General features: G+C 63.2%; 18 protein-coding genes and 3 tRNA genes. 14 read left to right on the forward strand and 7 right to left on the reverse strand.

Features of this window, described 5'->3' with window-relative positions:
* Positions 1-46 precede the first annotated feature (46 nt).
* From era to nagZ, 5 genes are all read left to right on the forward strand, one after another.
* A complete protein-coding gene (era, locus tag B0G71_RS03260) occupies positions 47-946 on the forward strand; it encodes a GTPase Era (protein ID WP_106283755.1) in 900 nt (299 codons plus the stop codon).
* Positions 933-1841, forward strand: a complete 909-nt coding sequence (recO, locus tag B0G71_RS03265; protein ID WP_116139708.1) for a DNA repair protein RecO — start codon at positions 933-935, stop codon at positions 1839-1841. The genes era and recO overlap by 14 nt, the downstream gene beginning before the upstream one ends.
* Positions 1838-2602, forward strand: coding sequence for a pyridoxine 5'-phosphate synthase (pdxJ, locus tag B0G71_RS03270; protein ID WP_106283753.1), 765 nt, complete (start codon positions 1838-1840; stop codon positions 2600-2602). The genes recO and pdxJ overlap by 4 nt, the downstream gene beginning before the upstream one ends.
* A gap of 15 nt (positions 2603-2617) precedes the next feature.
* A complete protein-coding gene (gene acpS, locus B0G71_RS03275; RefSeq protein WP_116139709.1) occupies positions 2618-3043 on the forward strand; it encodes a holo-ACP synthase in 426 nt (141 codons plus the stop codon).
* A 72-nt stretch (positions 3044-3115) separates the two neighbouring features.
* Complete coding sequence (gene nagZ / locus B0G71_RS03280; protein ID WP_116139711.1) at positions 3116-4144, forward strand: beta-N-acetylhexosaminidase; 1029 nt, start codon at positions 3116-3118, stop codon at positions 4142-4144.
* A 104-nt stretch (positions 4145-4248) separates the two neighbouring features.
* On the opposite strand, the gene B0G71_RS03285 is transcribed toward nagZ, so the two are convergent.
* From B0G71_RS03285 to earP, 4 genes are all read right to left on the reverse strand, one after another.
* Positions 4249-5631 (reverse strand): sigma-54 dependent transcriptional regulator, encoded by a 1383-nt coding sequence (locus B0G71_RS03285; protein WP_116148300.1) that lies wholly within the window; start codon positions 5629-5631, stop codon positions 4249-4251.
* A 326-nt stretch (positions 5632-5957) separates the two neighbouring features.
* Positions 5958-6164, reverse strand: coding sequence for a CsbD family protein (locus B0G71_RS03290; RefSeq protein WP_012433871.1), 207 nt, complete (start codon positions 6162-6164; stop codon positions 5958-5960).
* A 283-nt stretch (positions 6165-6447) separates the two neighbouring features.
* Positions 6448-7005: an elongation factor P gene (gene efp / locus B0G71_RS03295; protein ID WP_012433870.1), complete on the reverse strand. Its 558-nt coding sequence runs from the start codon at positions 7003-7005 to the stop codon at positions 6448-6450.
* A gap of 409 nt (positions 7006-7414) precedes the next feature.
* The gene (earP, locus tag B0G71_RS03300; RefSeq protein WP_116139713.1) at positions 7415-8608 is read right to left on the reverse strand and encodes an elongation factor P maturation arginine rhamnosyltransferase EarP; all 1194 of its coding nucleotides are present in this window, start codon (positions 8606-8608) and stop codon (positions 7415-7417) included.
* A 268-nt stretch (positions 8609-8876) separates the two neighbouring features.
* On the opposite strand from earP, the gene uvrC reads away from it, so the two are divergent.
* From uvrC to B0G71_RS03335, 7 genes are all read left to right on the forward strand, one after another.
* On the forward strand, positions 8877-11060 hold the full coding sequence (uvrC, locus tag B0G71_RS03305; protein WP_116139715.1) for an excinuclease ABC subunit UvrC: 2184 nt from the start codon (positions 8877-8879) through the stop codon (positions 11058-11060).
* Between the two features lie 155 nt (positions 11061-11215).
* Positions 11216-11809 carry a CDP-diacylglycerol--glycerol-3-phosphate 3-phosphatidyltransferase gene (gene pgsA, locus B0G71_RS03310; RefSeq protein WP_116139717.1) on the forward strand — a complete coding sequence of 198 codons (594 nt, stop codon included), beginning with the start codon at positions 11216-11218 and terminating at the stop codon, positions 11807-11809.
* 217 nt (positions 11810-12026) lie between these two features.
* Positions 12027-12102: transfer RNA gene (locus tag B0G71_RS03315), tRNA-Gly, on the forward strand.
* A gap of 62 nt (positions 12103-12164) precedes the next feature.
* Positions 12165-12240: transfer RNA gene (locus B0G71_RS03320), tRNA-Gly, on the forward strand.
* 104 nt (positions 12241-12344) lie between these two features.
* A tRNA-Cys gene (locus tag B0G71_RS03325) sits at positions 12345-12418 on the forward strand.
* A gap of 485 nt (positions 12419-12903) precedes the next feature.
* The gene (locus B0G71_RS03330; protein ID WP_116139719.1) at positions 12904-13662 is read left to right on the forward strand and encodes a TraB/GumN family protein; all 759 of its coding nucleotides are present in this window, start codon (positions 12904-12906) and stop codon (positions 13660-13662) included.
* Between the two features lie 297 nt (positions 13663-13959).
* Positions 13960-14454 (forward strand): GNAT family N-acetyltransferase, encoded by a 495-nt coding sequence (locus B0G71_RS03335; RefSeq protein ID WP_116139721.1) that lies wholly within the window; start codon positions 13960-13962, stop codon positions 14452-14454.
* A 53-nt stretch (positions 14455-14507) separates the two neighbouring features.
* Here B0G71_RS03335 and B0G71_RS03340 read toward each other — a convergent pair whose 3' ends face one another.
* Genes B0G71_RS03340 through B0G71_RS03350 form a run of 3 tightly spaced genes read right to left on the reverse strand, consistent with a single transcriptional unit; the run spans position 14508 to position 16504 of the window.
* On the reverse strand, positions 14508-15392 hold the full coding sequence (locus B0G71_RS03340) for a cytochrome c oxidase assembly protein (protein ID WP_116139723.1): 885 nt from the start codon (positions 15390-15392) through the stop codon (positions 14508-14510).
* 17 nt (positions 15393-15409) lie between these two features.
* Positions 15410-15871 (reverse strand): copper chaperone PCu(A)C, encoded by a 462-nt coding sequence (locus B0G71_RS03345; protein WP_116139724.1) that lies wholly within the window; start codon positions 15869-15871, stop codon positions 15410-15412.
* Between the two features lie 18 nt (positions 15872-15889).
* Positions 15890-16504, reverse strand: coding sequence for an SCO family protein (locus B0G71_RS03350; RefSeq protein WP_116139726.1), 615 nt, complete (start codon positions 16502-16504; stop codon positions 15890-15892).
* Between the two features lie 406 nt (positions 16505-16910).
* Here B0G71_RS03350 and otsB point away from each other — a divergent pair, with 406 nt between their 5' ends.
* A complete protein-coding gene (gene otsB / locus B0G71_RS03355) occupies positions 16911-17660 on the forward strand; it encodes a trehalose-phosphatase (protein ID WP_116139728.1) in 750 nt (249 codons plus the stop codon).
* A 55-nt stretch (positions 17661-17715) separates the two neighbouring features.
* Positions 17716-19176, forward strand: coding sequence for an alpha,alpha-trehalose-phosphate synthase (UDP-forming) (gene otsA, locus B0G71_RS03360; RefSeq protein ID WP_116139730.1), 1461 nt, complete (start codon positions 17716-17718; stop codon positions 19174-19176).
* Positions 19177-19217 lie beyond the last annotated feature (41 nt).

Raw genomic sequence — 19217 nt, forward strand, 5'->3', positions numbered from 1 at the left:
CGGCGCGCCATTCCCGCGCGTCGAGCCGAACTTGCCGTAGCCCAATATGAACACTCCCACTCCCCCTGGTTTCCGCTGCGGCATGGTCGCGATCGTCGGCCGTCCCAATGTCGGCAAATCCACGCTCATGAATGCGCTGGTCGGCCAGAAAGTCAGTATTACGTCGCGCAAGGCGCAGACCACGCGCCATCGCATCACGGGCATCCACACGCTCGAAGATGCGCAATACATTTTCGTCGACACGCCGGGTTTTCAGACCAAGCACAGCGGCGCGCTGAACCGTTCGCTGAATCGCGCGGTCACGTCCACTCTGACTTCCGTCGACGCGATCCTGTTCGTGATCGAAGCCGGCCGTTTCGGCCCGGACGATCAGAAGGTGCTCGACCTGATCCCGCCGTCGGTGCCCACGCTGCTGATCGCGAACAAGCTCGATCGCGTGACCGATAAGGATTCGCTGTTTCCGTTCATGCAGCAGGTGAGCGCGCTGCACAAGTTCGCCGAAATCGTGCCGCTGTCGGCGAAACATCCCGACGACATCAAACGTCTGATGGCGACCGTCAAGCCTTTCCTGCCGGAAGGCGCGCCGATCTACGGCGAAGACGACCTGACCGATCGCAGCGAGCGCTTCCTTGCCGCTGAAATCCTGCGCGAAAAAGTGTTTCGCTGGACCGGCGACGAACTGCCGTACACGAGCACCGTGCTGATCGACAAGTTCGAAACCGAGGGGCGTCTGCGCCGCATTTTCGCGACCATCATGGTCGACCGCGACACGCATAAGGCGATGATCATCGGCCAGAAGGGCGCCAAGCTGAAACAGATCAGCACTGAGGCGCGCCTCGATATGGAAAAGCTTTTCGACGGTCCGGTGTATCTGGAAACCTTCATCAAGGTGAAGAGCGGCTGGGCCGACAACGAAGCCGGACTTCGTGCGTATGGGTACGAATGACGCGTGGATGACGCTGAATTCCGACGCGGACCCGGACGATTCGGAGCCGGCCGCGCCGGCACGCGAGCCGTCCAAACCCGCGCGTAGCACCCGAAAATCTTCATCGAGTAAAAGCGCGCAGGGCGCCGAGGGCGAGCCGCGTAAAACGCCAACTCGCCGCGCGCCGCGCACCTCCGCGTCCGACTACCGGATCGCGGAGCAGCCCGCCTTCGTTCTCCATAGCTATCCGTATCGCGAGACCAGTCTGATCATCGACGTGCTCTCGCGCGATCACGGCCGTCTCGCGCTCGTCGCGAAGGGCGCGAAGCGTCCGCACTCCGCGCTGCGCGGCGTGTTGCAGACGTTCCAGCCGCTCGCGCTGTCGTGGTCGGGCAAGTCGGAGGTGCGTACGCTGACCGGCGCCGAATGGGTCGGCGGCATGTTGCCGCTGGCCGGCGACGCGCTGCTGTGCGGCTTTTACGTCAACGAACTGCTGGTCAAGTTCTGCGCGCGCGAAGATCCGCATCCGCAACTGTTCCATCACTACGTCGTTACGATGACCCGTCTCGCGCACGACGAGCCGCCCGTGCAGGTGCTGCGTTCGTTCGAGCGCGTGCTGCTGCGCGAAACCGGCTACGCAATGGCGCTGGATCGCACCGTCGCGCGCAAAGCGGTGCTGGCCGAAGGCCGCTACGTGTTCGATCCGGAGCGCGGCGTGCGCGAAGCCTCCGACGATCTGCCAGCGCTTTGGCCGGTGATCGCGGGTCAAACCTTGCTCGACATGGAGCAGGACGATTACCATCGAGCGCAGACCGTCGCGCAAAGCAAAACGCTGATGCGCTTTCTGCTCAACACTTACCTTGGCGGCACGCCGCTCGCGACGCGCCAGATCCTGATCGACTTGCAGAACTTATGAGCTTCTTTCTTACGTCGCCGAATGTGATTGATCTGGGCGTGAATATCGATCACGTCGCCACGCTGCGCAACGCGCGCGGCACCTCGTATCCCGATCCGATTCGCGCCGCGCTGATGGCCGAAGAGGCCGGCGCGGACGTCATCACGCTGCATCTGCGTGAAGATCGCCGCCATATCGTCGACGCCGACGTTCGCAAGCTGCGCCCGCTGCTGAAGACGCGCATGAATCTCGAATGCGCGGTCACGCAGGAAATGCTCGACATCGCGTGTGAAGTGCAGCCTCACGACGTGTGCCTCGTGCCGGAAAAGCGTCAGGAACTGACCACGGAAGGTGGGCTCGACGTCGCCGGCCAGTTCGAAGCCGTGCGCGCCGCGTGCAAGCAACTTGCCGACGCGAACTCGCGCGTGTCGCTCTTCATCGATCCGGACGAAACGCAGATTCGCGCCGCGCACGAAGCCGGCGCGCCGGTGATCGAACTGCACACCGGCCGTTACGCCGAAGCCCACGATCCCGCCGAACAGCAGCGTGAATTCGAGCGCGTGGTGCGTGCCGTCGAATTCGGCAGGACGCTCGGCATCAAGGTCAATGCCGGCCACGGTCTGCACTACACGAACGTGCAGCAGATCGCCGCGATCGAGGGCATCGACGAACTGAATATTGGCCACGCGATCGTCGCGCACGCGATCTTCGCCGGCTGGGATAACGCAGTGCGCGAGATGAAGGCGATCATGGTCGCCGCGCGTCTCGGCGCGCGCGCGTAGTACGGCGGCCCGCCCATGGCAATCTACGGCATCGGCACGGACATCGTCCAGGTCAGCCGCGTAGCCGCGGTCATGACGCGCACCAACGGCCGCTTCGCCGAGAAGGTGCTCGGTCCGGACGAACTGCGTGTCTATCACGCGCGTCATGCGCGTTCGGCGGCGCGCGGTCTCGCGTTTCTCGCCACGCGGTTCTCGGCGAAAGAAGCGTTTTCGAAAGCGATCGGCCTCGGCATGCATTGGCCGATGACCTGGCGCGCGCTGCAAACGCTCAACAAGCCGAGCGGCGAACCGATGGTGGTCGCGTCCGGCGAACTGGCCGAGTGGCTCGACGCGCGCGGCATCACGGCGCGCGTGACGATCAGCGACGAACGCGACTACGCGGTGTCGTTCGTGATTGCGGAAACCGCGCAAGCGGGTACGCCCGCCGCCGCCGCCGAATAAAAAATACCTTGAACGCGGCGAGAGTCTGCCGCGTCTCTCCTTGCTCCAAAGCTTTTTTTCCAACGCAAATCGATGAAAACCATTCCCGGACCGGTGATGCTCGACGTGGTCGGCACAACGCTGAACGACGACGACAAGCGCCGCCTTGCCCATCCGATGACCGGCGGCGTGATCCTGTTCGCGCGCCACTACGAGAGTCGCGCGCAACTGATCGCGCTGACCGATTCGATCCGAGGCATTCGCGACGATCTGCTGATCGCCGTCGATCACGAAGGCGGGCGCGTGCAGCGCTTTCGCACCGACGGTTTCACCGTGCTGCCCGCAATGGGCAAGCTCGGCACGTTGTGGGACAGCGATGTGCTGCACGCGACCAAAGTGACGACGGCCATCGGCTATATCCTCGCGACGGAACTGCGCGCGTGCGGCATCGACATGAGCTTTACGCCGGTACTCGATCTGAACTACGGCCAATCGCAGGTGATCGGCGACCGCTCGTTCCACCGCGATCCGCGCGTGGTGGCGTTGCTTGCCAAGAGCCTGAACCACGGGCTCGCGCTGGCCGGCATGAGCAATTGCGGCAAGCATTTCCCGGGGCACGGTTTCGCACAGGCGGATTCGCATGTCGCCATGCCGGTCGACGACCGTCCGCTCGAGGCGATTCTGCGCGACGACGTGGCGCCGTACGACTGGCTCGGCCTGTCGTTGGGGTCTGTGATTCCCGCGCATGTGATCTATCCGCAGGTCGATTCGAAACCGGCGGGTTTCTCGCGAGTCTGGCTGCAAGACATTTTGCGCGGCAAGCTGCGCTTCGAAGGCGCGATTTTCAGCGATGATCTGTCGATGGAAGCCGCGCGACAGGGCGGCACCTTGACCGAAGGCGCCACCGCCGCGCTGCAGGCCGGTTGCGACATGGTGCTGATCTGCAATCAGCCGGCCGAAGCGGAGAAGGTGCTGGATGCGCTGCGCTTCACGCCGTCGAAGGAATCGCAACGGCGCTTGCAGCGCATGCGGCCGCGCGGCAAAGCGTTGAAGTGGAGCAAGCTGGTCGCCGATCCGCAATATCTGCAAGCGCAGGCGCTGCTGCGTAGCGCATTTGCATAGGGCAGCGTAGCCACTCGGCAAGTGCCGCAAAAAAAACGGCGCCTTCATATTTGAAGGCGCCGTTTTTCTTGCTCAAAGCGAACCGCAAACGATCGCTGCGGCTGTTAGTTCAAACGCATGCGTTGCAGCTTGTTGTACAGCGTCTTCGGACTGATGCCCAGCAGCGACGCCGCCCGGTGACGCGTACCGCCGACGGCATCGAGCGTGGCGCGAATCAGCATTTCCTCGACGTCCGCGAGCGGTGTGCCCACGGTGACCTGCACGCGGCTGCCGTTCAGATCGCGGCCATTCGCCGAGCCGGCCTCGTCGGCGCGCAACGACTCCAGCACGTCGCCGGACGCGTGATACGCGCGCCGCACACGCTCCTGCAGCTCACGCACATTGCCTGGCCATTCATAAGCGAGACACTCGCGCAGGAAATTCGGCGCGACCTGCTTGGCGACCTCCGCCGTGCCGCGCGTCAAGCCTTCGTGATTCAACTCGTCGACGACCGCTTGGGCGATCAACGCCGGATCCTCACCGCGTTCGCGCAGCGGCGGCAGCGTGACGGCGGCGGCTTCGAGGCGCAGCGACAGGTCTTCGTGCAGGCTGCCGTCGGCTACCGCCGCGCGCGGCGCCTTCCGCGTCGACGCGATCAGACGGAAGTCCGTCACCACCTGATTCGTGCCGCCGACCCGCATGAAGGTCTGCGAGTCGAGCGCGCGCAGCAGGGCTTCCTGCTGGGCGCGCGGCAATTCGGCGATTTCTTCGATGAACAGCGTGCCGCCGCTCGCCTGTTCGAACAGGCCCGGTTCGCGCTGCTCGGCGCCGTTGAACGCACCGCGTTCGTGACCGAACAGCTGGCTTTCGAGCGAGCGTTGCGCGACCGCGCTGTTCGCGCTCCGGCAGTCGAGCGTGATGAACGGACCTTTGCGGCGCCGGCTCATGTCGTGCATCGTGCGCGCCGCGATTTGCTTGCCGGTGCCGGTTTCGCCGGAAATCAGCACGGCGGCTTCAGTCGGCGCGATATGTTCGATCGTGTCGTAGACGTGCTGGATCGCACCGCTGCGGCCAAGCATCGAGCCGAAACGGCCGAGTTGACGCAGCGACGCGCGTAGCGTCTGCACTTCCTCGGTCAGTTCGTACGGGCGCGGGATGCGTGCGAGCAAGCTGCGCAAACGCGGAATGTTGACCGGCTTGAGCAGGTAGTCCCAGATGCCGTGGCGCAAACCTTCGATCGCGCTTTCCACCGTCGCATTGCCGGTCATCACGATCACGGGCAGGGCGCCACCGGGCGGATGAGCGGGCAGATGCTGCAGCAGGTCGAGCCCGCTGCCGTCCGGCAGATTCAGGTCGACCAGCACGACGTCGGGAATGAAGCGCGCCAATGCGGCTCGGGCCTCTGCGATCGTCGTCGCGGTGTCGACGGAAAAGCCGTCGGCCGCGAGGATGGCCGACAGGCCTGACAGGCTATTAGGATCGTCTTCAACAATCAGGGCGTGTGGCATGGCGAGCGCAATTTTTAGATGAATGGAATACCCGATGCGCTGCGCCGATACGTTGGCGCGCGGCACGAGCGCAATGCTGGCCGGTACTGTCGGTCGGATGCCGAGTCGGATCCTGTGCCGCGTGCGTAGCCTCGGCCAGCGCGGCCGCGATACAGGAGCGGCCAGCTGACATAGAAGGATTGGCCGGAGCGCACACCAGGCACGGCACCGGCACAAAGGCGGCGATTCGACTCAAGCGGTTCCGGTCCTTTGCATGATTAAACTGAGTGCCGGTGCCAACGTTTTTAAGCGTGGAACCGGCGCCTGTATTTCCTTCACTCGGGCTGTCAGAAATCCCGATTGCTGTCGAAGAAACGCCGCACTTCGCGTTCCGCCTCTTCGCGCGTCTTGCCGTAACGCTCCTGAATCAAACCGGCGAGCTTGTCGGCACGGCCTTCGGCCTTGGTCAATTCGTCGTCGGTCAATTCCCCCCAAGCGGTCTTGGCCTTGCCAACCATTTGCTTCCACTTGCCTTCAGCGATGTCGTTATTCATGCCGCATCTCCAGAGTTGAAGAAGATAAAGCCGTATTGGCTGTATCCAGAGACAAGCATGGACTGTGCCACGACTATTTATATAGACTTATCAATGGTTTGCTCGATGGTATACGGGAAAATTTGAGTGCGCGGTGTGGCAATTTCGAGAAGACTGCCGGTAAAGTTTTCCTTAACCATACACGGCGGCGCAAAAAAGAAAAAGCGCCCAAATTGGGCGCTTTTTTTTGCCATTTTTTTCGCAGCGCCCCAGTGGGGGCGCCGGATTCAGGCGAGCAGGGCGCTTAAGCGCGGCTGCGGTACTCGTGCGTACGCGTGTCGATTTCGATCTTGTCGCCGATGTTGCAGAAGAGCGGCACTTGCAGTTCGAAACCGGTGTTCAGCTTGGCGTTCTTCAACACCTTGCCCGACGACGTGTCGCCCTTGACAGCCGGTTCCGTGTAGATGATTTCGCGGACCAGCGTGGTCGGCAGTTCGACCGAAATGGCTTTCTCGTTGTAGAACACGACTTCGCAAGCCATGCCGTCTTCGAGGTAATGAAGGGCGTCGCCCATCATTTCGCCTTCGACTTCGAACTGGTTGTAGTCGGCGTCCATGAACACGTACATCGGGTCAGCGAAGTACGAGTACGTGACTTCCTTGCGTTCCAGCACGACGACGTCGAACTTGTCGTCGGCCTTATACACGCTTTCCATGCCTGCGCCGGTCAGCAGGTTCTTGAACTTCATCTTGACGACGGCGGAGTTGCGGCCCGATTTGTTGTATTCGGCCTTCTGCACAACCATTGCGTCTGCGCCGATCATCACGACGTTGCCGGTGCGGAGTTCCTGTGCGGTCTTCATAAAACTGTCCTGTACGAATTAAGTAGCTTCAACTTGTGCTCAACGGCATACGGCGCAAGCGGCTTCGGCGCTTTGCTCACTGCGTGCCGCACCGCCGAAGCGGCTCGGCGGGTCGCGAGCGAGTCAAGCGTGGCCGGCTTGCCGCCGGGCGCGGCGGGAGCGCCGCAAACGCGCGGTCTCTGCCACTCCCAGCAATCCGTTACCTGCTTTTTTACCCTGTGCGGGCGTGTACACGAGTGGCGCCGATTCGCAACATGCGTCCCTTTTTTAACATTTCCCCCATCACGCTTTGATTCAGGAGATGTCTGGCCTCTTTCGAAGCCAAGGTTGACGGGCCGCCAAAGCGAGTTGTTTGGATTGCGCCGTTGCGATCGGGCCGCGCTTGCGTCGTCGGCCGTTGGATAACCGCTTATTTTAACTGACTTTTTGCGAACAAGGCCAGATTTCCGGCGAGGTCGCCCACTTGAGCCAGTTCGCGGGCCCACGCCGCTGCGCGTTGCCTGAGCGCCGGCAGGTGACGCCGGAATTCCGTCCAGTCCGGTCGGCCCGTGCCGTTCCAGGCGTGCCAGAAGCGCGCGAGCGCGTCGCGGGCGTCGGCGGGCAGGGTGCGCGCGTAGTGCGCGAGCGCGGCGTCGAGCTTTGGCAGATGGGCGTCGTCCGCTTGCGGGTAGATGTGCCAGACGAACGGTTTGGCGGCCCACTGGGCGCGCACGAACGAATCCTCGCCGCGCACGAAATTGAGGTCGCTCGCCCACAGCAGCGTGTCGTAGCCGGGCTGGTCGGTAAAGGCGAGAGCGTGCGCGCTGAGGTTGCCGCGCGCCGCATGCGAGCCGGCGCCGAACGCCGGGAGGTCGAAAAAGCGCGCTACCGAGCCTGAAATGCGGCCTTCCGGCACGAGCAGGACAACCGGCTCCGCGCTGTCGCGCCATTGTTCGAGCAGGCTGTCGACGGCGGGGTTTTCGTAGGAGAACAGCGAGACGACGGTCGCGCTGGCAGGCGGCGGCGCGTGGCCGGTGGTTTGCCGCCACCATGCTTCGCGCGTGCTGGGCGACGCTTCAAAACCCGCCCGCGCGCCGTCGAGATGCCGTTCCTTCAGCACGCCGCCGGTGCCGGGGCCGAGTCCGGGGAAAAAAAACGTCTTGCTCAGCGGATAGCGCGGATGAGGCGACGGCCGCAGATGAAAATCCGCGACCCAGTCCTCGGCGCTCAGATATTCGAGGTTGAACCACACCGGCGTGCGCTCGCGCGCCGCCATCGCGGCGATATAAATGGGCGGCAGTTCGCAGCCGAACGCCTCGATCACGACGTCGGCCACTTCGAGCGTATCGCCCGCATGGGCCGGCTCGTGCCAATGTTCAACGACGACCCCGCCCACCGTCTGACGCGCATGGTCGAGCGTCAGCGACGGGCACAGCTTCTGGAACGCATGCAGGTCGTCGACGAACACGCGCACCTGCCAGCCGTGTTCGCTCGCGAGTTGACGCGCGAGGCGCCAGCACACGCCGATGTCGCCGAAATTGTCGATCACCGCGCAGAAGATATCGCAGGCGATTGCCGGGGGCGTGTCGGCGGCTTGCTCGGGTTGGGACTTAGCGGAAGACATGATGGCCTGGGTCGCGGATTCGAACGGATGAGGGGAGCGAGCCAGTGCGAACGATCCGACCGCATTGCACTTTGCCGCAAGATGACGAAGCTGCCGCCGATGCGTGTCCCGATTCGAGCCGACAAGGTTCGGACGCGCGCGGAATGTTCTAAACTGGCGATTCTAAAGCACTCGTTCACGATTGCGCGCGCATGGCGCCCTCCGGTTCACCGCGGCGCGCGGCAACGGAGCAACGCTTCGCGAGACCGTCCCACCCGACCGATTCTGCATGACCGAACCCGAAGCAACCGACGTTTTCGAGCCGAAAAAAGTGCTCGCCCAACTGCCGCATCTGCCCGGCGTCTATCGCTATTACGATACGCACGGCGCGGTGCTTTACGTGGGCAAGGCGCGCGATCTGAAGAAGCGCGTCTCGAGCTACTTCACCAAGACGCTGCTGTCGCCGCGCATCGCGATGATGGTGACGCGCATTGCGCGCATCGAGACAACCGTCACGCGCTCCGAGGCCGAAGCGCTGCTGCTCGAAAACAACCTGATCAAGGCACTCGCGCCGCGCTACAACATTCTGTTTCGCGACGACAAGTCGTATCCCTACCTCAAGCTGACCGGCCACAAGTTTCCGCGCATGGCGTATTACCGTGGCGCCGTGGATCGCAAGAATCAGTACTTCGGTCCATTTCCGAGTGCGTGGGCGGTGCGCGAGAGCATCCAGATTCTGCAGCGCGTGTTCCAGTTGCGCACGTGCGAAGACTCCGTGTTCAACAACCGCACGCGGCCTTGTCTGCTGCATCAGATCGGCCGCTGCACGGCGCCGTGCGTGGCGGCGATCAATGAAGAGGATTACGCGCGCGACGTCGCCAACGCATCGCGCTTTCTGCTCGGCCGTCAGGGCGAGGTGATGAAGGAGCTCGAGCAGAAGATGCATGCCTTCGCGAGCGAGCTGAAGTTCGAGCAGGCCGCGGCGGTTCGCAATCAGATGAGTTCGCTCTCGACGGTGCTGCATCAGCAGGCGATCGAAGTCGGCAGCGACAGCGACGTGGATATTCTCGCGGTGGTCGCGCTGGGCGGCCGCGTGTGCGTGAATCTGGCGATGGTGCGCGGCGGCCGGCATCTCGGCGACAAGGCCTATTTCCCGGCCCACGTGGAAAGCGCGCTGACAGCCGACGAGGGCGGACTGGAAGAAGACGGCGCGCCGTTGGCCGATGTCGCGCTCGCGTCGAACTCGCTCGCGCAAGGCAGTGTCATCGATGATGAAACGGCGGGGTTGGCCGATGCCACTGACGCTCTTGCACTCGCGCAAGAGATGCCCTCTGAGAACGAAGAGGACGAAGAGGACGTCGCCGAAGAAGCCGACGAAGCCGGCTCCGAACCCGCAAAGCCGCGCAAAGGTCGTGCTGCAACCGGTGGAATCGAATCCGAAGTCCTCGAAGCATTCATCGCCCAGCATTACCTGGGCAACCGCGTGCCGCCGGTGCTGGTGGTCAGCCACGCACCCGCCGATCGCGAACTGGTCGACGTGCTGATCGAACAAGCCGGCCACAAGGTCACGGTGCTGCGCCAGCCGCAAGGGCAACGGCGCGCGTGGCTCGCGATGGCCGAACAGAACGCGCGGCTCGCGCTCGCGCGCCTGCTGTCCGAGCAGGGCTCGCAACAGGCCCGCACGCGCGCGCTGACGGACACGCTCGGGATGGAGTGCGACGATCTGGCGCATTTGCGTATCGAATGCTTCGACATCAGCCACACGATGGGTGAGGCGACCCAGGCTTCGTGCGTGGTGTATCACCATCACAAGATGCAGTCGTCGGAATACCGCCGCTACAACATCACCGGCATTACGCCTGGTGACGACTATGCCGCGATGCGCCAGGTGCTCACGCGCCGGTACGAGAAGATGGTCGAGCAAGCCGCCGCAAACGCCGCTGACGAAGCCGCCGAGTTGCAAAGCGATGCGGCCGCCGACCCGTCGCTCACGCCGGACGCCGCGGAGCCGGTTGCGGCCGGCGGCATCCTGCCGACTATCGTGCTGATCGACGGCGGCAAGGGCCAGGTCGAAATCGCGCGTCAGGTGTTCACGGAACTGGGTCTCGATACCGGCATGCTGGTCGGCGTCGCGAAGGGCGAGGGGCGTAAGGTCGGCCTCGAAACCCTGATTTTCGCCGACGGCCGCGCGCCGCTCGAACTCGGCAAGGAGAGCGCCGCACTCATGCTGGTCGCGCAGATCCGCGACGAAGCGCACCGCTTCGCCATCACCGGCATGCGCGCGAAGCGCGCCAAGACGCGCCAGACCTCGCGGCTGGAAGAGCTGGAAGGCGTGGGTGCGAAGCGGCGTCAACGGCTGCTCGCGCGCTTTGGCGGCTTGCGCGGCGTGGTTGCGGCCAGTGTCGAGGATCTGGCGAGCGTCGAAGGCATTTCGCAGGCGCTCGCGGAGCAGATTTACCGGCAATTGCACTGATTGCGGCCGTTGCGGCCGGCCGCTCGACCGCTTTCGAGCAGCGCCGCGGCGGCGCGCGCGGCAACATCTGCGCGCCGCTTTGCCGCCGCTTTGCTTGTGGCAGGCCTTATGACACGGCACAATTGCATCTCCCTTGCCAGACGCTGCGCCTGCCCATGCCGTTTAATTTCCCGATTTTCCTGACCTGGCTGCGGATCGTCCTGATCCCGCTCGTCGTCGGTGTGTTCTATTTGCCCAACATGATGATGAGCCCCGCGCACCGCAATCTGGCGGCCGCGACCATCTTCATTCTGGCGGCGCTGACCGACTGGTTCGACGGCTATCTGGCGCGCAAGTGGAATCAGACCTCGGCATTTGGCGCGTTCCTCGATCCGGTCGCCGACAAGCTGATGGTGACCGCCGCGTTGCTGGTGCTCGTGCAACTCACGCGTATCGATTCGGCGATTGCGCTCGTGATCGTCGGGCGCGAGATCGCGATCTCGGCGTTGCGCGAATGGATGGCGCAGATCGGCGCATCGAAGAGCGTGGCGGTGAATTCGCTCGGCAAGTTCAAGACTGTATGCCAGATGGTGGCGATTCCCATGCTGCTGTTCTACGGCCCGCTGTCGTTTGGCGGCGGCGTGGTGGTCGACACGCGCGTGTGGGGCCTGTGGCTCATCTATCTGGCCGCGTTCCTGACGATCTGGTCGATGCTCTACTACATGAAGCTCGCGTGGCCTCAGATCCGCGAACGGGGCGGCGTGGCCTGAGTTTTCGTCGTAGTGGAGCGCGTGCGGTGTATGTCCGAACTTCGCTGCCGCATGAGTGAAACCTGTTCGGTAAAAGAGATTCGCAAAAGGGGTTGACACGTTTCAGTCGTTTCTCCATAATCTCGTTTCTCCGATGCGCGCAGTTCGAAACATCGGTGGCAGTAAGCGAGCAGTTGCAGTAACAAGGCAGCAGATAGCACGGCAAAAGCAGCACAATGCGGGAGTAGCTCAGTTGGTAGAGCGCAACCTTGCCAAGGTTGAGGTCGCGAGTTCGAGCCTCGTCTCCCGCTCCAGATTTTTAAAGCAGCGCATTGTTTGGCAAGTGGAAGTGCAGCGCGTTGTGAAGCAGTTCAATGCGGGAGTAGCTCAGTTGGTAGAGCGCAACCTTGCCAAGGTTGAGGTCGCGAGTTCGAGCCTCGTCTCCCGCTCCATACATAAGGGGAAGCAACGCTTCCCTTTTTGTTTGGTGGCCCGGTTCTTCGGGTGCCCGCCAGACAAAATCTGCGAATCTGTTGCTAGGTTCCAGTCCGCTTGCGGCGCGATAGCAAAGCGGTTATGCAGCGGCCTGCAAAGCCGTTTAGGCCGGTTCGACTCCGGCTCGCGCCTCCAGTAGTTGATGTAAAGAAAAGCCCCGACTTGTCGGGGCTTTTCTTTTTTCGGTCTCGGTTTAGCCGGCGAAGCGGATGGAGGCGCAGGCGCGGTTGCGGATTTCGATGCAGGGCTATGGGGTAGCCAGAGCACGTCGCTCACTTGCGATCATCAGCATTTCGAGTGGGCGCGAACGACCGGTGCTGCGCGGCAGCTTCGACCACCGGCATCAAATGCTTATTTACCATTTGCCTTGCCCGCACCTTCACCTTCGTTTCATAGTCTCTCAAACCTGTTTGGCCCATCGTTGAATACACAGAACGATGCATTGAGCGCATTCGGCAATTACCATTAATGTAGAGTGTGCAATGCCATTCTCGCGTTCATAAGCATTGCTTGTCATCGGTTCTAATCGATGGCAATGCTTTGTATCGCGAAAGCACAGGGCCGGGCACACTCGCGACAACTGCTGGAACATCGTCATTGCCTATCAATACCGAGGCTGCATGTACCTACAACTCACCGGCACTCAAGTTCGCCTGCTCGGCTCGATGCATCTGTTTCCGGCGACGAGCCGCAGAACGCCGCCGTGGATCGCCGAGGCCTATGACTGGGCCGAGGCGCTCGTCTTCGAGTCCGATCCGCCGACGATCCTGCCGTTTCTAAAGGCCGACGGGCAGGGCAGCGCGGAGCAACTGCAGCCCTTGCTATCCGCCGACGCATGGCGGCAACTTCACGCGGCATGGCCCGTTGATGGACCACTGGCGCCGCTCGCGGATCTGCGTCCGTGGGCTGCGCTGATCGTCGCGCCGACGCTGTTCCAGCAGGTCGTCGAAGGTGTCGAGCCGCGCATGCTGCGCTCGGCGATCACGCAGGCCAAACCTTATCGGTATCTCGAGACCGCGGAGGAGGTGGCGGCGGCGCTCGAATCGATTCCGCTCGATGCCGTCGGCGCGGCGCTCGGCCTGCTCATGGCTGATCTCGCCGAACCACAGCGCACGCTCGAGCGCATGCACGCGGCCTGGCTGGACGGCGACCTGCTCGCCGTGCATCAGATCGCCATCGAGTCGCCGATGTTCAATCTTCCGGGCATCCGGCATGCGATTCTTGACGCGCGTAATCGCGCATGGGCGGCGCGCCTGACCGGGTTGCTCGCTCGACCGGAGCGTACGCTGGTGGTCGTCGGGGCGTTGCATCTGTGCGGTCCCGGCAATTTGATCGACTGTCTCGCGCAGCCTGTCGAACCGGTCTTCGCCAGCCCGTAACAGAGCCATAGCCGCACGAGCGTGTCAGGGCGATGCGACCAGCATCGGCGCGAACGCGATCCGGTGCGCACAGGAAATCGGCGGGAACTCTCGCGCCCCGGTTTTGCCCCAGCGTAAAGAACGTCGCTATACACTACCTGCCAGCCACTTCAGCCACGCCGGCCGCCCCGGGGAATACAACATGCATGTCCCACCGACGCCCAGTAACGAAAGCGCCCGTCTCGACACCCTGCGTGCACGGCATAATCACGCATCGCCGCTTCAAGTGCGGTGCGACCCTTCTCTTAGAACGTTGTCATGACTGAACCGCAACAAACGGCCGCCATGCGGCTCGCGCTACTTCATTGGCGCTGGAAATTCTTCGATGAACTCTCGGGCGTCGAGGTCTACACGATGCTGGGCGCACGCGCCGCGGTGTTCGTCGTCGAACAGAATTGCCTGTACGGCGATATCGACGGGCTCGACATGGATGCGTGGCACCTGCTGGTCTACGGCTCCGATAAAGGACGGCCGCCGCTCGCGGGTTATCTGCGCGTGCTGCTGCCCGATGCGGACGACAGCGATATCCGCATCGGCCGCGTGCTCACGACCGCCGGATTCCGCGGCATCGGTCTGGGCAATGCGATGCTCGAGCGGTCGCTGACGCATATTCGCGCGCAGTGGCCTGGCACGCCGATTCGGTTGCATGCGCAGGCGCATCTGCAAGGTTTCTATGGTGCGTTTGGCTTCACGCCGGTTTCGGAGATTCACGAGGAAGACGGCATCCCGCATGTGTGGATGCGGTCGGCCTGAAGCGGTTAAATCAAGCTGGGCGCGGCGCGCGCCGCCTTTCCGCGACGTGAATCTCAGCGTTGACCGCGCGCCGGCGCTGAAGCAGTGGGCGCCGACCCCTGCTTCGCCTTCGCGCGCCGTTCGCCACGCAAGCGTCCGCGCGCCGACAGCCGCATCCAGTGACGCAAGGCGAGCAGCGCACCGATCACGCTCATCATCGAACCCGGAATCCACAGCAACAGCCCGCCGATCTGCTGATCGCGCATCGGGCTCAACCACGTGAACGCGCGGCCGCAGATCGAGTAGATCGGGTACAGCTCATGCGGCGTGAAGAAAATGAACGCGCCGAGAATGATCTGCGGCGGAATCGCGGCGATCACCACCAGCACGCGCTTGCCCGGCGACAGCCGCGCCGGCGGCGCGGGACGCGGATCGAGCACGAGCCACCAGAACAGCAGGCCGTCGATCACCATGCTCCAGTTCATCACGCGATAAAGCCGCCAGTCGAGCATCGCCACGAAATGAATCGGCGACATCAGCCAGAAGTAGATCAGCCCGACGAACAGCGTCACCGCGACCACGGGATGCATCACCACGTCGAGGAACTTGCGCAGGACCGGAGTTTCGAGCGCGGGCCGCACGAAGCGTTGCCGCCAGCTGAATGGAATACCCGCACGTAACGCGGTGCCCGGATACGACAGGGCGATGAAAAACGGCCCGAGGTGATGCAGCACCAGGTGCTGCGCGCGATGCATGAAGAACTCATGCTCGAAGAAATAATCGAGCCGCGTATGCAACGCGACATACAAAGCTACCAGCCCAAACCAGAAGGAGATACGCCGCGCGACCGACACCTTCGCTTTACGCGCGCCACGCACGAACAGGATCGCGGGCACCAGCAAGGCGATCACGACGGTCGGCGAAAACTCCCAGGGATCGAGCCAGTAGAGCAGATTCATCGCGGCACGTTACCCGGTTACTTGGTTTGCGCCGGCGACTTGACGGCGAACGGCGTATCGAGCGTTTCGCCGTCCGAGAATTTGAGCTTGAGATGCACGGTGTCGCCCGGCGCGACCTTGTGCTTGGCATCTTCGAGCATCACGTGATAGCCGCCGGGCGCGATCGAGACCTGACCGTGCGCGGGTACAGTCAGCTTGTCGACCATCACCATCTTCTGCGACGAACCGTTCGACACGGTCTGATGCAGCATCGCGTCGCCGTAGTCGTTGCTGGAGATATCGACGAGGTCGACCGGTTTGTCGCTCGCGTTGACGAGCGTCGCATAGCCGGCGGCGGGCAGGTTGTTGGGCAGCCAGCGGACCCACGCGTCCTTGACGCTGACCGCATTGGCGCCCGCGGCTTGCGCGGTCGATGCGACACCAAACGAAAGGGCGAGGGCGCAACTCAGTGCAGCGAACGTTTTGATCTTGATCGACATGGTTGAACTCGGGAAAGGTCAGGAACGGTCATCGATGACGCGGCGCAGGTCTTGCGCGATCGCATCGGGCGTGTCGTGGTCGGTAGCCAGCAGGCGCGCGTGGCCCTGGCTGTCGAACACATAGACGGCGGAACTATGGGTGACTTCATAGTTGCCGGAAGGGTCGCGCTTTTCCATCTGATAAGCGACGCGGTAACGCTTGGCGAGCGACTCGATCTGCCAGTCGGTGCCGGTCAGCCCTTCGGCGTGTTGTGCGTCGAAGGCGCCGACATAATCGTGCAAGGCCTGCGCCGTGTCGCGTGCGGGATCGACGGTGATGAACAGGATGCGCACCTTCTGCGCGTCGGGGCCGAGCTTACCGAGCACCTGCATCAACTTGCCCATCGTTTCTGGGCAGACGTCCGGGCAATGCGTGTAGCCGAAATAGACGAGCGAGGTGCGGCCCTTGAATGAATCGCCGGTGACGGGGCGGCCATCGTCGCCGGTCAGCGTAAAGTCGAGATCCGGCAGATGGCCGGTCACATTGGTCAACTGCCAGGTTTCCGTGCGATGCGTGCAGCCGGCGAGCGCGGTCAGCGCGCCCAGCGTTAGCGTCAGCGCAAGCAGGCGCGCGGACCACAGCCTGCGTGACATTGCGAAGAGCGGTTGCGAGTGCCGGGATGAGAAGATCGGGAACAAAGCAGGGTTCAGTTACTCGATTGAATTGCGGCGCCGCTCGATGCGCGTGCCGCGCTTGCGCGGTCATAGTGTGCAAATATGGTCGTAACCGCAATGTTTCGCGTGGCTGCGACTTTAGCGCAAATTTCCCGTTGACGTCGCGCAGCGCCCACGGGCGCACGGTTTGCGAGGCAATTTGACGCAGGCGGCTGAAAGCCGGGTGAAGCCTGATTGTTCCCATTTTGAACGCAATCGCCGTCGGCCGTGGCTGCCACGCCCCGCTGGGCCGGTGCCCAGCCTTACTTTCTCGAAAAATTGATGGATGCGCGGTAAGATGCGCACACTTTTCCGGCCGCACAAGGCTGAAAGGCAAAACTAACCGATGCAAGCACTTCCGGCTGTTCTGTCTCCGAGCGAGACAGCATTTTTCTTCGATTTCGACGGCACGCTGGTCGAACTCGCGCCCACGCCGGACGGCGTGCTGGTGGAACCTCGCGTGATTGATTTGCTAACCGAACTGCGCAGCTTGACGAACGGCGCGGTCGCGGTTGTATCGGGCCGCGGGATTGAGAGCATCGACAGTTTTCTCCACATGCCCGATTTGCCGATCGCCGGCCTGCACGGCGCCGAGCGGCGCGACGCGAACGGCGACACGCAGCGCATTGGCTTCAATGACGAGCGGCTGCTGCGCATGGAGCAGGTGCTCGCGCAGGTGGTCAACGAGAACGCCGGCATGCTCCTCGAAATCAAGGGTGCGGCCGTGGCGCTGCACTACCGCAATGCGCCGGATCGCGAGCCGGTGGCGCGGGAGGCGACCGAGCGGCTGGTGGCCGATTACGCCGGCTCCTACGTGCTGCAGCCCGGCAAGATGGTCTACGAAATCAAACCCAAAGATGTCGACAAGGGCCGCGCATTGCGTGCCTTCCTCGACGAGCCGCCGTTCGTCGGCCGCAAGCCGGTCTTTGCCGGCGACGATCTGACCGACGAGAAAGGCTTCGCGGTCGTCAACGAACGCGGCGGCGTGTCGATCAAGGTCGGTCCGGGCGAGACGCTGGCGCATACGCGTATCGACTCGGTGTCGCATCTGCTCGACTGGCTGGCATCGATCGTCGCGGCGGCGCGCACCGCATGATGGCCGCGTCGCATCGCCCCAGGCAAACCAGGCAGTGCATCGGGAATCGCGCTTCATGAGCCGACTGATCATCGTATCGAACCGGGTTGCGCCGATCTCGGAGGGCGGCCCGGCGGCGGGCGGTCTGGCGGTCGGCGTGTACGACGCGCTGAAGGAAACCGGCGGCATGTGGTTCGGCTGGAGCGGCGACGTGCTCACCTCGGGCCAGCCGCAAATCAAGGTCGAGGAGCGCGGGCCGGTGACTTTCGCGACCATCGCGCTGATGCGCCGCGACTACGATCAGTACTATCGTGGCTTCTCGAACGCCACGCTGTGGCCCGCGTTCCACTATCGCGCCGATCTGCTGCAATACGATCGGCACGATTTCGAGGGCTACTGCCGCGTCAATGCGTGGCTGGCGCAACAACTCGTGCCGCTGCTGCGCGACGACGACGTGATCTGGGTCCACGACTACCATCTGATTCCGTTCGCGCAGGCGCTGCGCGCGGCGGGTGTGAAGAATCGCATCGGCTTTTTCCTGCATATTCCTTTTCCGGCTTCGCAGGTGCTGCTGGCAGTGCCGCCGCATCGCGAACTGGTGGAAGCGCTGTGTTCATTCGATCTGCTCGGCTTTCAGACAGCGCCGGATCTGCGCGCGTTTTGCGACTACATCATCAATGAGGCGAACGGCTCGGTCGACGCATCGGCGAAAGGCCCGCTGACGATCGACGCGTTCGGCCGCACGCTGCGCGCGGCGGCGTATCCGATCGGCGTCTATCCGGACGAGATCGCCGAACTTGCGAAAGCGGGGGAGCGCGGCAAACCGGTGCGCACCATGAAGGCGACGCTGCATTCGCGCAAGCTGATCATGAGCGTGGACCGGCTCGATTATTCGAAGGGACTGGTCGAGCGTTTTCGCGCGTTCGAGCGACTGCTCGAACACGCCACCGCGCAACGCAACAAGGTGTCGTTCCTGCAGATCGCGCCGCCGACTCGCGCCGACATGCACGCGTATCAGGACATCCGCTTGCAGCTGGAAGGGGAGTCGGGGCGGATCAACGGGCGTTTCGCCGAACTGGACTGGACGCCGATTCTCTACATCCACAAGCAGTACGAGCGCTCGGTGCTGGCCGCGCTGTTCCGCACCGCGCACGTCGGTTATGTGACGCCATTGCGCGACGGCATGAACCTCGTCGCCAAGGAGTATGTGTCGGCGCAGGATCCGGAAAATCCCGGCGTGCTCGTGCTGTCGCGCTTTGCCGGCGCCGCGCAGGAACTGGACGGCGCGCTGATCGTCAATCCGGTCGATATCGACGGCATGGCCGAGGCGCTCGCACGGGCGCTCGACATGCCGCTCGCGGAGCGTCAGGCGCGTCATCGCGACATGATGGTGCAGTTGCGCGAGAACAATGTGTCGGTGTGGCGCGATAACTTCATGCGCGATTTGCAGGGCGTCGCTGGTGCAAAGAGCACCCGAAACGGGAAGGCGCGCGCGGTGTCGGGGAAAAAGGCGGCACGGGAGACGCAGGCCGGGTAGGCTGCGGTCGGAACTGCCGTTGTGGCAATGCGCGTAAAAGA

This window comes from Paraburkholderia sp. BL27I4N3 (genome assembly GCF_003386115.1).
Taxonomy (GTDB): Bacteria; Pseudomonadota; Gammaproteobacteria; order Burkholderiales; family Burkholderiaceae; genus Paraburkholderia.

What these genes read in the sequence shown, in the direction of transcription:
- era (WP_106283755.1), top strand. Translation starts at nt 47, where the DNA reads ATGAACACTCCCACTCCCCCTGGTTTCCGCTGCGGCATGGTCGCGATC.
- recO (WP_116139708.1), top strand. Translation starts at nt 933, where the DNA reads ATGGGTACGAATGACGCGTGGATGACGCTGAATTCCGACGCGGACCCG.
- pdxJ (WP_106283753.1), top strand. Translation starts at nt 1,838, where the DNA reads ATGAGCTTCTTTCTTACGTCGCCGAATGTGATTGATCTGGGCGTGAAT.
- acpS (WP_116139709.1), top strand. Translation starts at nt 2,618, where the DNA reads ATGGCAATCTACGGCATCGGCACGGACATCGTCCAGGTCAGCCGCGTA.
- nagZ (WP_116139711.1), top strand. Translation starts at nt 3,116, where the DNA reads ATGAAAACCATTCCCGGACCGGTGATGCTCGACGTGGTCGGCACAACG.
- B0G71_RS03285 (WP_116148300.1), bottom strand. Translation starts at nt 5,631, where the DNA reads ATGCCACACGCCCTGATTGTTGAAGACGATCCTAATAGCCTGTCAGGC.
- B0G71_RS03290 (WP_012433871.1), bottom strand. Translation starts at nt 6,164, where the DNA reads ATGAATAACGACATCGCTGAAGGCAAGTGGAAGCAAATGGTTGGCAAG.
- efp (WP_012433870.1), bottom strand. Translation starts at nt 7,005, where the DNA reads ATGAAGACCGCACAGGAACTCCGCACCGGCAACGTCGTGATGATCGGC.
- earP (WP_116139713.1), bottom strand. Translation starts at nt 8,608, where the DNA reads ATGTCTTCCGCTAAGTCCCAACCCGAGCAAGCCGCCGACACGCCCCCG.
- uvrC (WP_116139715.1), top strand. Translation starts at nt 8,877, where the DNA reads ATGACCGAACCCGAAGCAACCGACGTTTTCGAGCCGAAAAAAGTGCTC.
- pgsA (WP_116139717.1), top strand. Translation starts at nt 11,216, where the DNA reads ATGCCGTTTAATTTCCCGATTTTCCTGACCTGGCTGCGGATCGTCCTG.
- B0G71_RS03330 (WP_116139719.1), top strand. Translation starts at nt 12,904, where the DNA reads ATGTACCTACAACTCACCGGCACTCAAGTTCGCCTGCTCGGCTCGATG.
- B0G71_RS03335 (WP_116139721.1), top strand. Translation starts at nt 13,960, where the DNA reads ATGACTGAACCGCAACAAACGGCCGCCATGCGGCTCGCGCTACTTCAT.
- B0G71_RS03340 (WP_116139723.1), bottom strand. Translation starts at nt 15,392, where the DNA reads ATGAATCTGCTCTACTGGCTCGATCCCTGGGAGTTTTCGCCGACCGTC.
- B0G71_RS03345 (WP_116139724.1), bottom strand. Translation starts at nt 15,871, where the DNA reads ATGTCGATCAAGATCAAAACGTTCGCTGCACTGAGTTGCGCCCTCGCC.
- B0G71_RS03350 (WP_116139726.1), bottom strand. Translation starts at nt 16,504, where the DNA reads ATGTCACGCAGGCTGTGGTCCGCGCGCCTGCTTGCGCTGACGCTAACG.
- otsB (WP_116139728.1), top strand. Translation starts at nt 16,911, where the DNA reads ATGCAAGCACTTCCGGCTGTTCTGTCTCCGAGCGAGACAGCATTTTTC.
- otsA (WP_116139730.1), top strand. Translation starts at nt 17,716, where the DNA reads ATGAGCCGACTGATCATCGTATCGAACCGGGTTGCGCCGATCTCGGAG.